This window comes from Kitasatospora sp. NPDC049285 (genome assembly GCF_040678815.1).
Classification (GTDB): Bacteria; Actinomycetota; Actinomycetes; order Streptomycetales; family Streptomycetaceae; genus Kitasatospora.
Genome location: NZ_JBFAQR010000046.1, coordinates 1 through 13153, shown reverse-complemented (window position 1 = coordinate 13153; position 13153 = coordinate 1). Strand labels below are relative to the sequence as shown.

Annotated in this window: 11 protein-coding genes; 4 read left to right on the top strand and 7 right to left on the bottom strand. The window is 73.7% G+C overall.

Annotation, left to right across the window (positions count from 1 at the left end):
• Positions 1 to 7: 7 nt before the first annotated feature.
• From AB0K51_RS25040 to AB0K51_RS25030, 3 genes are all read right to left on the bottom strand, one after another.
• Positions 8 to 2836, bottom strand: coding sequence for an SGNH hydrolase domain-containing protein (locus AB0K51_RS25040; protein ID WP_363459210.1), 2829 nt, complete (start codon positions 2834 to 2836; stop codon positions 8 to 10).
• 15 nt (positions 2837 to 2851) lie between these two features.
• A complete protein-coding gene (locus AB0K51_RS25035) occupies positions 2852 to 4516 on the bottom strand; it encodes a glycosyltransferase (protein ID WP_363459209.1) in 1665 nt (554 codons plus the stop codon).
• 666 nt (positions 4517 to 5182) lie between these two features.
• Positions 5183 to 5530 carry a metalloregulator ArsR/SmtB family transcription factor gene (locus AB0K51_RS25030; RefSeq protein ID WP_363459207.1) on the bottom strand — a complete coding sequence of 116 codons (348 nt, stop codon included), beginning with the start codon at positions 5528 to 5530 and terminating at the stop codon, positions 5183 to 5185.
• A gap of 102 nt (positions 5531 to 5632) precedes the next feature.
• On the opposite strand from AB0K51_RS25030, the gene AB0K51_RS25025 reads away from it, so the two are divergent.
• Positions 5633 to 6727, top strand: coding sequence for an NADH:flavin oxidoreductase/NADH oxidase (locus AB0K51_RS25025; RefSeq protein ID WP_363459205.1), 1095 nt, complete (start codon positions 5633 to 5635; stop codon positions 6725 to 6727).
• A gap of 63 nt (positions 6728 to 6790) precedes the next feature.
• Here the strand turns inward: AB0K51_RS25025 and AB0K51_RS25020 are convergent, their stop codons facing one another.
• Complete coding sequence (locus AB0K51_RS25020) at positions 6791 to 7924, bottom strand: MFS transporter (protein WP_363459203.1); 1134 nt, start codon at positions 7922 to 7924, stop codon at positions 6791 to 6793.
• A gap of 191 nt (positions 7925 to 8115) precedes the next feature.
• On the opposite strand from AB0K51_RS25020, the gene AB0K51_RS25015 reads away from it, so the two are divergent.
• Positions 8116 to 8871 (top strand): helix-turn-helix transcriptional regulator, encoded by a 756-nt coding sequence (locus AB0K51_RS25015; protein WP_363459201.1) that lies wholly within the window; start codon positions 8116 to 8118, stop codon positions 8869 to 8871.
• 7 nt (positions 8872 to 8878) lie between these two features.
• Here the strand turns inward: AB0K51_RS25015 and AB0K51_RS25010 are convergent, their stop codons facing one another.
• Both AB0K51_RS25010 and AB0K51_RS25005 read right to left on the bottom strand, forming a co-directional pair.
• Positions 8879 to 9202, bottom strand: a complete 324-nt coding sequence (locus tag AB0K51_RS25010; RefSeq protein ID WP_363459199.1) for a hypothetical protein — start codon at positions 9200 to 9202, stop codon at positions 8879 to 8881.
• Between the two features lie 143 nt (positions 9203 to 9345).
• A complete protein-coding gene (locus AB0K51_RS25005; protein WP_363459197.1) occupies positions 9346 to 10044 on the bottom strand; it encodes an FCD domain-containing protein in 699 nt (232 codons plus the stop codon).
• A gap of 145 nt (positions 10045 to 10189) precedes the next feature.
• Here AB0K51_RS25005 and AB0K51_RS25000 point away from each other — a divergent pair, with 145 nt between their 5' ends.
• Positions 10190 to 10711 carry a gluconokinase gene (locus AB0K51_RS25000; protein WP_363459195.1) on the top strand — a complete coding sequence of 174 codons (522 nt, stop codon included), beginning with the start codon at positions 10190 to 10192 and terminating at the stop codon, positions 10709 to 10711.
• A gap of 63 nt (positions 10712 to 10774) precedes the next feature.
• Positions 10775 to 12163, top strand: a complete 1389-nt coding sequence (locus AB0K51_RS24995) for a gluconate:H+ symporter (RefSeq protein WP_363459194.1) — start codon at positions 10775 to 10777, stop codon at positions 12161 to 12163.
• A 90-nt stretch (positions 12164 to 12253) separates the two neighbouring features.
• On the opposite strand, the gene AB0K51_RS24990 is transcribed toward AB0K51_RS24995, so the two are convergent.
• The coding region (locus AB0K51_RS24990) for an FAD-dependent oxidoreductase (RefSeq protein ID WP_363459192.1) at positions 12254 to 13153 on the bottom strand (900 nt) is incomplete at its 5' end.

Here is a 13153-nt window from a genome sequence, read left to right as displayed (position 1 = left end):
CGGAGCGTCAGTTCCGGGTCGAGACGGTCACCGAGGCGACCCGCAGCGGGTGGCCCGGTTCGGTGGCCGGGCTGAGCGGACTGCCGTACGCGGTGGGCAGGTTGCCGCCCACCGCCAGGTTGAGGATCAGGAACATGCCGTGGTGCACGGCCTGGTCCCAGGCGGCGGGGTCCACCTGTGCGGAGGTGACCTCGTGGTACTCGCGGCCGTCCACCAGCCAGCGCACCGTCTCGGGGGTGACCGAGCGGTCCACCTCCACCGTGTAGGTGTGGAACGCGCCCCAGCAGTCGGCGCACGGCTGCTCGCCGGAGCCGAGGCCGTTCGGCTCCCGGCAGGGGCCGCCCGGGGTGGTGCCGCAGTGCAGGGTGCCGAAGCCGCCGTGCCCGCCGACCGACTCCAGGACATCCAGCTCGCCGACGCCCGGCCAACCGGTGTACCCGTCGCGGAGCTTGCCGCCCAGCGCCCAGAACGCCGGCCAGTAGCCGCCGGCCGCGGGCCCGGACACGGCCGGGAGCGCGAGCGAGGCCTCGATCCGCAGCACCCCGCCCGCCGGCGCCGCCAGGTCCGCACGCCGGGTCTCGATCCGCCCCGACGCCCACCGGCCGTCGGGGCCCCGCGTCGGCACGATCTCCAGCGAACCCCGGCCGTCCAGGCGGACGTTGGCGGTCGAGTCGGTCATCGTCTCGACCTCGCCGGTGCCCCACTGCGCGGCGGGGCAGCCCGGGTAGCAGGTGCCCAGGTCGTACTGCCACAGCGCGGGGTCGGGCCGGGAGCCCGCCGGGCCGTCGAACTCGTCGTGCAGCAGCGTCGTCCACCCGCTGCCGAACACCCCGTCCTCGGCCAGGAGTTGGTCGAGTCGCGGGGCGAGCACGACGGCCGCCGTGTTGGTCAGGTGCGAGTCGTCGCGGTACAGCAGGACGTGCTCCAGCACCGCCGGGCAGCTGCGGCCCGCGCCGGGGCAGAGCACCGGGTTGACGTCCAGCACCCGCACCCCGGGGAGCCGGCCGGCGGCGACCTCGTCCGCCACCGGGTCCGTCCACAGGGCGTCGGCCCGCGGGAACTCGCAGGCGGACGGCGCGTCGGGGTGGCCGGAGACGCAGGCGGGCACGTCCCGCCCGGGGATCGGCGTGTCCTTCAGGTAGACGATCGGGACGCCCAGCTCCCGCAGCGGGGTCAGGGTCTGCTGCCAGCCGCGGAGCAGCGCCTCGCGGTCGCCGGTGTACCGGTTGAGCGAGGAGACGACGATCAGCTTCGGCTTCGGGCCGTCCTTCAGCCGGGCCAGCGCGGCCGTCCGCCAGCTGTCGCACTCGTGGTAGGTGCGGCCCAACTGCGGGTTGGTGACGGTGAGTTGCGGCAGCGGGCAGCCCTGCTTGACCAGCTCCTCCAGTGCCAATCGGTGCTGGGCGGCGACCCCGAGCAGCGGGGAGAACCACTGGCCGGCGTGCGAGTCGCCGAGCAGCACGATCCGGTCCTCGCCGGCGCCGAAGCGGCACGGCGGGCTGGTGACCGCCTCCGGGGCGACCTCGCAGGCGCCGTCCGGCGGGAAGTCCTGCCGGGCCTGCACCGGGTTGGGCACCGTCGGGGCGCTCGCGGGCGGCGGAGCGAGCAGCAGGCTGCGGCCGTCGCGCGCGCCGGGCGGCAGGCCGGCCGGGTCCGGGGGAGTGGCGGGGCCGAGCGCCCGAATGGTGCCACTGCCGACCACCAGGGCCAGCAGCACCGGGAGGATGACCGCGGTGAGCCCCAACGACAGTCCGCGGCGCGGGATTTCACCGAGCACCCGGCTGCTGCGCAGCGGCTGCTCCAGCCAGTGCAGGGCGGCCAGTGCGGGCAGCGCGGCGGCGGCGGTGAGCGCGACCTTCACCGGCCAGTCGAGGGTGCCCCAACGGGCCTCGGCGAGCACCAGCACCGGCCAGTGCCACAGGTAGAGGTTGTAGGAGAGCCGTCCGATCGCCCGCGGCGCGCGCAGCGCCAACAGCCGTCCCACGGTGTGCCGTTCACCGGCCAGCAGGACGGCCGCGGTGCCGAGGGTCGGCAGCAGCGCCGCCCAACCGGGGTACGGCGTCCGGGAGTCGAAGAGCAGCACCCCGGCGAGCACCGCCGCCATGCCGCCCAGGCCGCACAACTCCCGTACCGCCCGCGGCAGGCGGCGCACCGGCAGCAGGGCGATCAGGGCACCGGCGGCGAACTGCCAGGCGCGGGTCGGGGAGGAGAGGTAGGCGCCGGCGCTCCAGTGCAGGGAGAGCCAGAAGGACGCGGCGGCGAACAGCGTGGTCAGCGCGAACAGGGTGCGTCGGCGCCAGGCCCAGCGGGCGGCGAGGGCCAGCAGCGGCGCCCAGAGCAGGTAGAACTGCTCCTCGACGGCGAGCGACCAGAAGTGCAGCAGCGCGCTCGGGTCGCGGCCGGCCGCCAGGTAGTCGGTCTGTTCGCTGATGAACCGCCAGTTGGCCAGCGACAGCGCGGAGGCGAGCACGTCGCGTTCCAGGTCGGCGCGGCGCAGCGGGGCGGTGAGCAGGGCGCCGAGGACGGCGACGACGGCGAGCAGGACGGCGGCCGAGGGCAGCAGCCGGCGGGCCCGGCGGGAGTAGAACTCGGCGAGCCGGACCCGTCCGGTGGCGAGGGACTCGCCGCGCAGCAGGCCGGTGATCAGGTAGCCGGAGATGACGAAGAAGACGTCGACGCCGACGAAGCCGCCGGCCATCCCGGGGACGGCGGCGTGGAAGCCGAGGACGGCGAGCACGGCGACGGCCCGCAGGCCCTCGACGTCGGGTCGGAACGCGGGCCTGGCGGGCGCGGGTGGCGCCGCCAGGACGGTGAGCGGGGCGGTGCTGGTGGACACGGGTTCGTGGACCTTTCAGCCCAGCCAGGGCAGCATCGGCGCCGCCCAGCCGGAGGCGAGAACGGCGATCAGGGCGAGCGTGCTGGTCACCGCGAGGGCCTCCGGCCAGCGCCGGGGCCGCATCGCCGGGCGGCTGCCCGACTCGCCGAACTCGGCTTCACGGGGCCGCAGTTCGGCGTACAGGTCGCGGATCAGCGGCAGCCCGAGGTGGAGTTGCACCGCGAGGTAGAGGCCCAGCCCCCAGGTGGTGGTCCAACCGTGCCGGGAGGTGGCGACGGCCAGGCCGAGCGCGGTCGCGGCGAGCGTGCCGGTGGTCCAGAGCAGCGAGACCTGCAGCACCCGCCGGGCCATTCCGCCGGACGAGCCCGGCTTCGCGGCGCCGGTCGGCACCCACGCGGCGCTGCGGCCGCGCAGGGTGTGCCAGAACGCGGCGCCCGCGGCGAAGCTCATCAGCACGTTGGCGCGCAGCACTTCGGAGCGCCAGCGGGTGCGGCTGACCCGGGGCAGCAGCACGTGCCACAGCCACAGCAGGGAGAGCATCGGCAGCACGTACCAGGCGCGCACCTCGCCGGGGAAGCCGAACAGCATGACCAGCGGCGGCAGCGGGGCGGTGAGCACGTTCACCGCGGCGGCCAGGTAGCCGACGATGCCCTCGTCGAAGCAGCGGCGCATCCGCCAGGTCATGGCGCGGCGGGTGGGCCGGTCGCCGATCAGGTGCAGGTTGCCCATCGCCCAGCGGTACTGCTGGTTGACGAAACTGGTGGTGGACTCCGGCGAGGTGCCCTTGGCGACCAGCACCGGCACGTACCGGGTGGTCCAGCCGCGCTGGTGCAGGGCGAGGCCGGTGTACATGTCCTCGCTGTGGTCGAGCCGGGCGAAGCCACCGGCGGCATCGATCGCGGCGCGCCGGTAGACGGCGTTGGAGCCGCAGCAGATCGCCGCGTCGCTGGCGTCCCGGGAGGGCTGCACCCAGCGGAAGAACCACTCCTGGGCGGCGCCCGCGGCGCGCTGCACCCAACCCATCGAGGCGTCGGTGTCGAAGCACTGCGGGCTCTGCACGATGCCCACCCGCGGGTCGCCGAAGTACGGCAGCAGGTGGCGGAGCAGGTCGGCGCGCGGGGCGAAGTCGGCGTCCAGGATGGCGATGTACTCGGCGCGGCTCAGGGTGAGCGCGTGGTTGAGGTTGCCCGCCTTCTTGAACTCGCCGCGGTTCGGCCGGACCACGTAGTGATATCCGAACTCGGCTGCCAGCTCGGCGACTTCGGCCCGGTCGCCGTCGTCGAGCACCCACACGTCCAGGCGGCCGGGGTGCTCCAGTCGGGCCACCGCGCGGTAGGCGTTGGCGAGGACGTCCAGCGGTTCGCCGCAGGTCGGCAGGTAGAGGTCGACGGACGGCGGTTCGGCGGGCCGCCAGGCGGCGGCCAGCAGTTCGTGGCCGGCCCGCGTGAAGCGACGACGGCGCAGCCCGTTCAGGCAGGTCAGCGCGAGCGCGACCAGGTTGACGCCGAGAACGGCGAGGAACGGCCAGAGGACGGGCGTGCGCAGCGAGAAGGTGAACATGGTGCCCGCGCTGAACAGGAAGGCGAGCGAGGAGAGCAGCGGGACCCAGCGGCGCTGTGGTCCGAAGTACCAGTAGAGCTCCTGGTCGGATGGTGGTGACGGAAGGTGATTGACAGTCATAAGGCCCCCCACGGCCAGTCATTGACACCTGTCACCGCCAGGCTACCTGATTGGTATAGACCAAATCGCCACGCAGGATGAACACTGGCGCAACGCGGATGAAGCCCGCGTGACCAGGCATGATCGCGTCAACAAGATCGCAGACCGGCCCCTGGCCCGCCCCGTGCGACCCCGCGACCAGGCATGGCGAACTCCGCGCTCGGGTTCCCGCCTTCGGCGCATGCTCGGGCTTCCGCCTTCGGCGTTCGGGTTCCTGCCTTCGGCGTTCCGTGCCTTCGGCGTTCCGTGCCTTCGGCGTTCCGTGCCTTCGGGTTCCCCGCCTTCGGGGTCCCGTGCCTTCGGGTTCCCCGCCTTCGGGGTCCCGTGCCTTCGGGTTCCCCGCCTTCGGGGTCCCGTGCTCGGGCTTCCGCCTTCGGCGTTTCGTGCCCGGGCTTCCGCCTTCGGCGTTCCGTGCTCGGGTTCCCGCCTTCGGCGTTCGGCGCCCGGGCTTCCGCCTATGGCGTTCGGGTTCCCCGCCTTCGGCGTTCCGGGCTCGGGCTTTCGCCTTCGGAGTTCCCTGCCTTTGGCGTCCCTGCTCGGGCTCCCCCCGACCGGAGTCCCGTGCCCGGGTTCCCTGCCTTCGGCGTTCCCCGCCTGCGGTCGGTGTCGCGGGTCTGTCCGGAGCGGTTAGTGGGCTGCGTCGGTGCGGGCGGCGGTGACGATGGAGTCCAGGAGGCCGGGGAAGCGGGTGGCCAGGTCGGCGGTTCGCAGCGAGTTCATCTTGGAGGTGCCGCGGCGGCACTGCCGGATCAGGCCGGCCTCGCGCAGGACCCGGAAGTGGTGGGTGAGCGTCGACTTGGTCACCGGCACCTCGAAGGCGAGGCAGTTGAGCTCGGTGCCGCCGGCATCGGCCAGTTCGGCGACGATCCGCAGCCGGCTCGGGTCGGCCAGTGCGTGCAGCACGCACTCCAGTCGGAGCTCGTCGGTGGCGGGCTCCGGCAGTCGGCCGGGGGGCTCCTCGTGGGCAGCGGTCACCGGGCCATTGTACGAAAGGTCTCGTAGTTTGACAGCCGTCGTAGTACGGCGCGTATCGTACGACTGGAAACCGCCCCTGGACCGCAGGAAGGACGGGCTGCCGTGAGCGTCCTGTTCGAGCCCATCACCCTCCGCTCGCTGACCATCCCCAACCGGGTGTGGATGAGCCCGATGTGCATGTACTCCGCGCTCCCCGAGGGCCCGGACACCGGCGCGGCCACCGACTTCCACCTCGCCCACCTGGGCTCCCGGGCCGCGGGCGGCGCCGGACTGGTGATGGTCGAGGCCACCGGCGTCCGCCCCGACGGTCGGATCTCCCCGTGGGACCTCGGGCTGTGGAACGACCGCCAGCAGGAGCAGCTGGCCCGGGTCGCCGCGCTGATCAGCGCGCACGGCTCCGTCCCCGCGATCCAGCTCGCCCACGCCGGGCGCAAGGCCGCCACCAACAAGCCGCTGCTGGCCGGCGGTCCGCTGACCGCCGAGGAGGGTGGCTGGCCGGTGGTCAGCGCCTCCGCGGTGCCGTTCAAGGACGACTACCCCGTCCCCGCCGAGCTGACCGAGGCCCAGATCGCCGAACTGGTGCAGGACTTCGCCGCCGCGGCCCGCCGCGCAGCCGAGGCCGGCTTCCAGGTCGTCGAGGTGCACGGTGCGCACGGCTACCTGATCCACCAGTTCCTCTCGCCGCTCAGCAACCGCCGCACCGACGGCTACGGCGGCGACTTCGCCGGTCGCAGCCGCTTCGCCCGCGAGGTCGCCGCTGCCGTGCGCGCCGTCTGGCCCGCCGACCTGCCGGTCTTCTTCCGGGTCTCGGCCACCGACTGGGTGCCCGAGGAGCCCAGCTGGACCGTCGACGAGGCGGTGCTGCTGGCCAAGGAGCTGCAGGCCATCGGCATCGACCTGATCGACGTCTCCTCCGGCGGCCTGGTCCCGAACGCCCAGATCACCATCGAGCCCGGCTACCAGGTTCCGCTGGCCGAGCAGATCCGCCGCGAGGCCGGCCTGCCGGTCAACGCGGTCGGCCTGATCACCGAGCCCGCCCAGGCCGAGCGGATCATCACCGAGGGCAGCGCCGACGCCGTCATGCTCGGCCGTGAGCTGCTCCGCGACCCTTACTGGCCGCTGCACGCCGCCCGCGAGCTCGACGTCCCGCGCCGGTGGCCCGCCCAGTACGGCTTCGCGGTCGAACCGCGCCGCTGACCCGCCGTCACCTGCGCGCCGCCGTCCGGTCCCTCCGGGCGGCGGCGCGCAGGCGCGTGCCGGTCAGGCCGCGACCGGGTCGACGTCCGGCTCCGGCACCGGCTCGACCATGAACGCGCCCAGCGCCACCCCCGGCAGCGGCACCGCGGGCAGCAGCGCCAGCACGCCCTGCGGGCCGTGCGCCTGCGCGACCAGGCCGAACAGCGGAGCCAGCAGCCCGCCCACGCTCACCGCCAGCCCCAGCGTCACCCCGGCCGCGGTGCCCGGACGGTTCGGCAGGTAGTCCTGGCCCAGCTTCACCAGCACCGCGAACGGCAGGTTCAGCATCGCCCCCGCCAGCGCCGCGAACAGCAGCGGTGCCCACTGACCGGGCGTCAGCCGCAGCAACAGCAGCGCCGGAGCGGCCAACACGGTGCCCCACTGCGCGGTGCGCACCATGCCGATCCGGTCCGCCAGCCGCCCGCCGCCGAGCGTCCCGGCCACCCCGCCCAGCAGGAAGCTGGTCAGCGCCGCGCCCGCCAGCAGGTGCGAGGCGTGCAGGTGGCGCAGCCAGTACAGCTCGATGAAGGTGCTCACCCCGAAGAACGCCACCGAGCGGACGATCTCCACGCCCGTCAGCACCATGAACGGCCCCCAGCGGTCCTTCCCGGCCCGCCGCGCCCCGCCGCCGACCTGCGCGTGCGTCCGGTGCCGCGCCCGGAACAGCACCGCTGCCATCACCAGCGCGGGCAGCACGAACACCGCCGTCGCCCGCACGCCCCACGCCGCCAGCAACGGAGTTGCCAGCACCGGCGCCAGGAAGAACCCGGCGCTGCCACCCGCCGCGAAGACGCTCATCGCCCCGGCGCTGTCGCCCGCCGCCTCCCGCGCCGAGCGTCCCGCCGCCGGGTGGAACGCCGCCACGCCCAGCCCCGAGAGCAGCACCAGCGCCCACACCAGCGGATAGCCGTCCGCCAGCCCGCTCAGCCCCACGCCGACCCCGGCCAGCGCCAGCCCCGCCGCCGCCAGCCACGGCAGCCGCCACCGGTCCACGGCCAGGCCCACCAGCGGCTGCGGCACCGCACTGCCCAGCGTCGCCGCCAGCGTCAACCCGCCCGCCGCCACGTACCCGTACCCGCGCTCCAGGACGAAGTACGGCACCACCGCCGGCACCAGGCCCTGGTACAGGTCGTCGACGGCGTGCGCCGTGCCCCACATCCGCATCCGCCGCCACACGCCGGCCGTCCCGTTAGCCGCGTTCGTCCTACCAGTCGTACCGGTCGTACCCGTCGTACTCGTCGTACCCGTCCCGCTCGTCATGCGCCCAGCCTGGCGGCAGCCGCCCCGTGCGGGCTTCCGATACTCTGCCAATCCCTGTCGCCAACCCGCCACGCTTCCGGGAGCCGCCGATGGACGCCGCCCCGCGGCAGGAGACCGGACCCAGCCGGCACCCGCTCTCGCACCGCGAACGCATCGACTGGCACTGGCACGACGTCAACCAGCTGATCACCCCTGGGCTCGGCGTGCTCCGGGTCAGCACCCCGCACGGCGACTGGGTGGTGCCGCCGCACCGCGCCGTCTGGCTCCCCGCCGGCGTCCCGCACACCCACCAGGCCCACGGGCCCAGCGAGTTGCGCTGCCTGATCTACCCCGCCGCCACCAACCCGCTCCGGCTCACCGCGCCGGCCGTGCTCGCCGCCACCCCGCTGTTGCGCGAGATCATCGCCCACCTCACCGGCCCCGACGCCCCCACCGGACGGCCCGCCCGCACCCTCGAACAGGCCGCGCTCGACCAGCTCTCGCACGCCCCCGAACTCCCGCTCGGCCTCCCGCAGCCCACCGACCCCCGGCTGCGCGACCTCGCCGCGCTGCTCACCGCCGACCCCGCGGACGACCGCTCGCTCGCCGACCTCGGCCGCATCGTCGGCGCCGCCGAACGCACCCTCAGCCGGCTCTTCCGCCGCGACCTCGGCCTGAGCTTCCCGCAGTGGCGCACCCAACTGCGGCTCCAGCACGCCCTGGTGCTGCTCGCCGAGGGCCGCTCCGTCACCGCCACCGCGACCGCCTGCGGCTTCCACACGCCGAGCGCCTTCATCGAGGCCTTCCGGCACGCCTTCGGCACCACCCCGGGCCGCTACCGCCAAGGTGGAGCAAGCCCCAACTAGACAGCAGTCAGGCCGCCGCACCGCGGCGGTAGGACGAGGGGCGGTCGTTCCGCGGCTTCTCGCGGCTGCCGTCCAGCGGGCCCGCCGAGTTCGGCTCGCGGCGCCGGGAGGCCGCCACCTGGCGGGAGACCACCACGTCGATCAGGCACCAGGCGGTCACGAACACGCCGGCTCCCATGGCGGTCAACGCCGGTGTCAGCAGGCCGGTGTGGGACCACGAGGCGAGTACCGCCACGATCACCGTCACCACCGTGAACGCGAACGCCAGGCCGGCCCGCACCGCTGCGGCCCGCACCTCGTCCGGCAGCCGACCGCGCCGCCGTCCGGCCATCGCCAACCCCCCGTCGCCCGTGCGTACTTCGCACGCTCCCCAAGCGTGCCCGATCGGGGCGAGGCTATTCCGCCATTGCGCTGAATCCCGCGCAAAGCGGGCGTGTCGATCTGACGGCCGATCAACTCCGGGGCCGGGCGGTGCTACCGGGGCAGGGTGGCGTCCAACTCCTCCAGCGCACCCACCACGATCGTCCGCATCGCCTGCTCGGCCAGCTCCGGGCGGCCCGCGCAGATCGCGTCCGCGACCTCGCGGTGCAGCTGCACCGCGTACTCGCGCGGCCGGTGCGGCATCAGCCGGTGCTCGGTGCGGCCGGTCAGCACCGCGCCGACGGTGTCCTTCAGGTGCGCGAACATCTCGTTGCCGGAGGCCCGCAACACCGTCGCGTGGAAGGCGATGTCGTGCTCCAGGAAGCGTTCGAGGTCCGCCGCCCGGGCCGTCACCGTCAACTCCACCGCCAGCGCGCTCAACTCCCGCCGGTCGTCGTCGCTCGCGTGCCGGGCCGCCAGGGCGGCCGCCGCGGGCTCCACCGCGACCCGTAGGGACCCCAGCGAGCGCAGCTGCGCCGACCGGTCCGCCCCCGCCAGCCGCCACCGGATCACCAGCGGGTCGAAGACGTCCCACTCGGCGCGCGGTTGCACGGTGATCCCCACCCGCCGCTTCGGCGCGACCATCCGCATCGACTCCAGGATCCGCACCGCCTCCCGGACCACCGTCCGGGAGACCCCGTGCCGCTCCTCCAGCTCCTCCGCCCGCAGCACCGTGCCCGGTGCCAGCTCCCCGGAGGCGATAGCCGGCCCGAGCTCCCCCAACAACCGCCCCGCGAGCCCCTGGATCTCCATCGGCCCAGCCTATCGGGCCCACCCGGCGGGGCAGTCTGACCGGCCGGAGCGGTAAAAGTATGACGATTATGTTGCGGCCGCTTGAATAAGTCATATCTTTGCGCCAAGGTTGCGCACGGAACAGGCAAGAACAGGAGCACCACCCATGGCTCTCAGCGCCGAGAACCAGCCGCCCGTCATCGTGGTGATGGGCGTCTCCGGAGTCGGGAAGACCACCGTCGCCCAGCTGCTCGCCGATCGCCTCGGCCTCCCGTACGGCGAGGCCGACGACTTCCACCCGGCGGCGAACATCGCCAAGATGAGCGCCGGCATCCCGCTCGACGACCAGGACCGCACGCCGTGGCTGCAAGCCCTCGGCAGCTGGCTGGGCGAGCGGAACCGGGCGGGCACCGGGGGAGTGGTGACCTGCTCCGCCCTCAAGCGGAGCTACCGCGACATCCTGCGCGCGGAGTGCCCCGACGCCTTCTTCCTGCACCTGAGCGGCAGCCACGACCTGGTCGGCGACCGCATCGCCCACCGGACCGGGCACTTCATGCCGCCGTCCCTGCTGGACTCCCAGTACGCCGTGCTCGAACCGCTGCAGACGGACGAACGCGGCGCCGTGCTGGACGTCGGCGCCGACCCCGACACCCTGGTCGACCAGGCCGTCGCCGCGCTCCACCACTAATCGTCACCCCGCCGCTCCCGCCCTCCCCCGGGCGGCAGTGGCGCCCGTCAATGGAGACCTCGCGTGACCCCCACCCTGCTGGCCGCCGGCGCACCGGCGCTCCCCCACACGTCCAGCAACACACAGCTGCTGGTCGCGGTGCTGCTGAGCATCGGCGCGATCGTGCTGCTGATCACCAAGCTGAAGCTGCACCCCTTCCTGGCCCTGACCCTCGGCTCGGGCCTGCTCGCCGCCGTCGCCGGCGCCCCGTTCGACAAGCTGCTGAGCAGCTTCTCCACCGGCTTCGGCGCGACCGTCGCCAGCGTCGGCCTGCTGATCGGCCTCGGCGCGATGCTCGGCAAGCTGCTCGCCGACTCCGGCGGCGCCAACATCATCGCGGACACCGTGCTGGCCCGGACCGGCCCGAAGATGCTCCCGTGGGCGATGGCGCTGATCGCGGCCGTGCTGGGCCTGCCGCTGTTCTTCGAGGTCGGCGTGGTGCTGCTGATCCCGATCGTGCTGCTGGTTGCCCGCCGCGGCAACGTCCCGCTGATGCGGATCGGCATCCCCGCGCTGGCCGGCCTCTCCGTGCTGCACGGCCTGGTCCCCCCGCACCCCGGCCCGCTGGTCGCGGTCGACGCGCTCAAGGCCGACCTCGGCGTCACCCTGGCGCTCGGCCTGCTGGTCGCCGTCCCCACCCTGATCATCGCCGGACCGCTGTTCTCCCGCGTCGCCCAGCGCTGGGTCGGCCCGCTGGAGATCCCCACCGACACCGCCCCGGTGGAGACCACCAAGCACGAGAAGACCCCGCGCTTCGGCGCGGTGCTGGCCACCATCCTGCTGCCCGTCGTGCTGATGCTCGGCAAGGCGCTCGCCGACGTGGTGGTCGACGACCCGAAGGCCCTGCCGCAGCGGATCTTCGACTTCATCGGCTCCCCGCTGATCGCGCTGCTCGCCGCGACCCTGCTCGGCATGGTCACCCTCGGCCGCGCGGCCGGCTTCGACAAGGCGCGGATCTCCCAGACCGTCGGCTCCGCGCTCGCCCCGATCGCCGGCATCGTCTTCATCGTCGGCGCGGGCGGCGGCTTCAAGCAGACCCTGATCGACGTCGGCGTCGGCAACGCGGTCAGCGAGTGGTCCGGCAAGTGGCACGTCTCCGCGCTGCTGCTCGGCTGGCTGATCGCCGTCCTGATCCGCCTGGCCACCGGCTCCGCCACCGTCGCCACGATCACCGCCGCGGGCATCGTCGCCCCGCTGGCCGCGAACATGTCCTCCACCCACTCCGCGCTGCTGGTCCTGGCGATCGGCGCCGGCTCGCTGTTCTTCTCGCACGTCAACGACGCCGGCTTCTGGCTGGTGAAGGAGTACTTCGGGATGAGCGTCGGCCAGACCCTGAAGTCCTGGTCGACCATGGAGACCGTGATCTCGGTGGTCGCGATCGCCCTGATCCTGCCGCTCAGCCTGATCGTCTAGCCGACTGACGGCACGTCACCCCGCAAACCGCGACGCCCTCCGGATTCCCGCTTCTCACCGGAGGGCGTCGCCGTGCGTTCCCGCCGCCGCTCAGCGCCGCAGCAACTCGCCCGTGCGCTCGCGCACCTCCGCGGTGTCCAGCCCACGCACCGTCAGCGTGGTCCGCCGCCGCAACACGTCGTCCACCGTGTACGCCCACTCCTGCTGCGCCGCGTACACCACCTGCGCCCACACGTCCGGCCCGTCCGGGTGCACCCGCTCGCCGAGTTCGGGCCGCTCCGCGATCAGGCGGGCGATCTCGAACGAGAGCGTGCCGTAGTGGGAGGCGAGGTGGCGGGCGACCAGCGGGTCCATCCGGGAGCCGGGCTCGTGGTCGATCATCAGGCGGTGGGCGACGGCGTTCGGGGCGCCGATGCCCGGCAGCGGGACGGTCGCCGGGAAGGCCGACACGTCCTCGGCCAGGCCGACGCCGGGGGCGTGCTTGAGCTTGTCGAGCACGACGCGGCCGATGTGCCGGTAGGTGGTCCACTTGCCGCCCGCGACGGAGAGCATCCCGCCGCGGCCCTCGGTGACCACGGTCTCGCGCTTGGCGGCGGCGGTGTCGCCGGGTCCGCCGGGCAGCACCCGCAGGCCCGCGAAGGAGTAGGTGATGTCCTCGCGCCTGAGGTGCTCGTCGCGGATCGCGTGCCCGGCCTCGCCGAGGATCTGGTCGATGTCGGGCTCGGTGGCGCGGACGTCCAGCGGGTCGCCGGTGTACTCCTCGTCGGTGGTGCCGAGCAGGACGTGGTCCTCCCACGGTATGGCGAACGAGACCCGGTACTTGTCGATCGGGATGGTCAGCGCCGCGCGCCAGGGAGCCTGACGGCGCATCACCAGGTGCGCACCCTTCGACAGCCGGATCGACGGGGCGGCGCCCGCGTCCTCCAGGCGGCGCAGGTGGTCGACCCAGGGGCCGGTGGCGTTGAGGACGAGGCGGGCGTCGATGCCGAA

Excerpts from the sequence above, each read along its gene's own strand:
- AB0K51_RS25035 (WP_363459209.1), bottom strand. The coding sequence starts at position 4,516 with ATGACTGTCAATCACCTTCCGTCACCACCATCCGACCAGGAGCTCTAC.
- AB0K51_RS25020 (WP_363459203.1), bottom strand. The coding sequence starts at position 7,924 with ATGTGGGGCACGGCGCACGCCGTCGACGACCTGTACCAGGGCCTGGTG.
- AB0K51_RS25015 (WP_363459201.1), top strand. The coding sequence starts at position 8,116 with ATGGACGCCGCCCCGCGGCAGGAGACCGGACCCAGCCGGCACCCGCTC.
- AB0K51_RS25010 (WP_363459199.1), bottom strand. The coding sequence starts at position 9,202 with ATGGCCGGACGGCGGCGCGGTCGGCTGCCGGACGAGGTGCGGGCCGCA.
- AB0K51_RS25005 (WP_363459197.1), bottom strand. The coding sequence starts at position 10,044 with ATGGAGATCCAGGGGCTCGCGGGGCGGTTGTTGGGGGAGCTCGGGCCG.
- AB0K51_RS25000 (WP_363459195.1), top strand. The coding sequence starts at position 10,190 with ATGGCTCTCAGCGCCGAGAACCAGCCGCCCGTCATCGTGGTGATGGGC.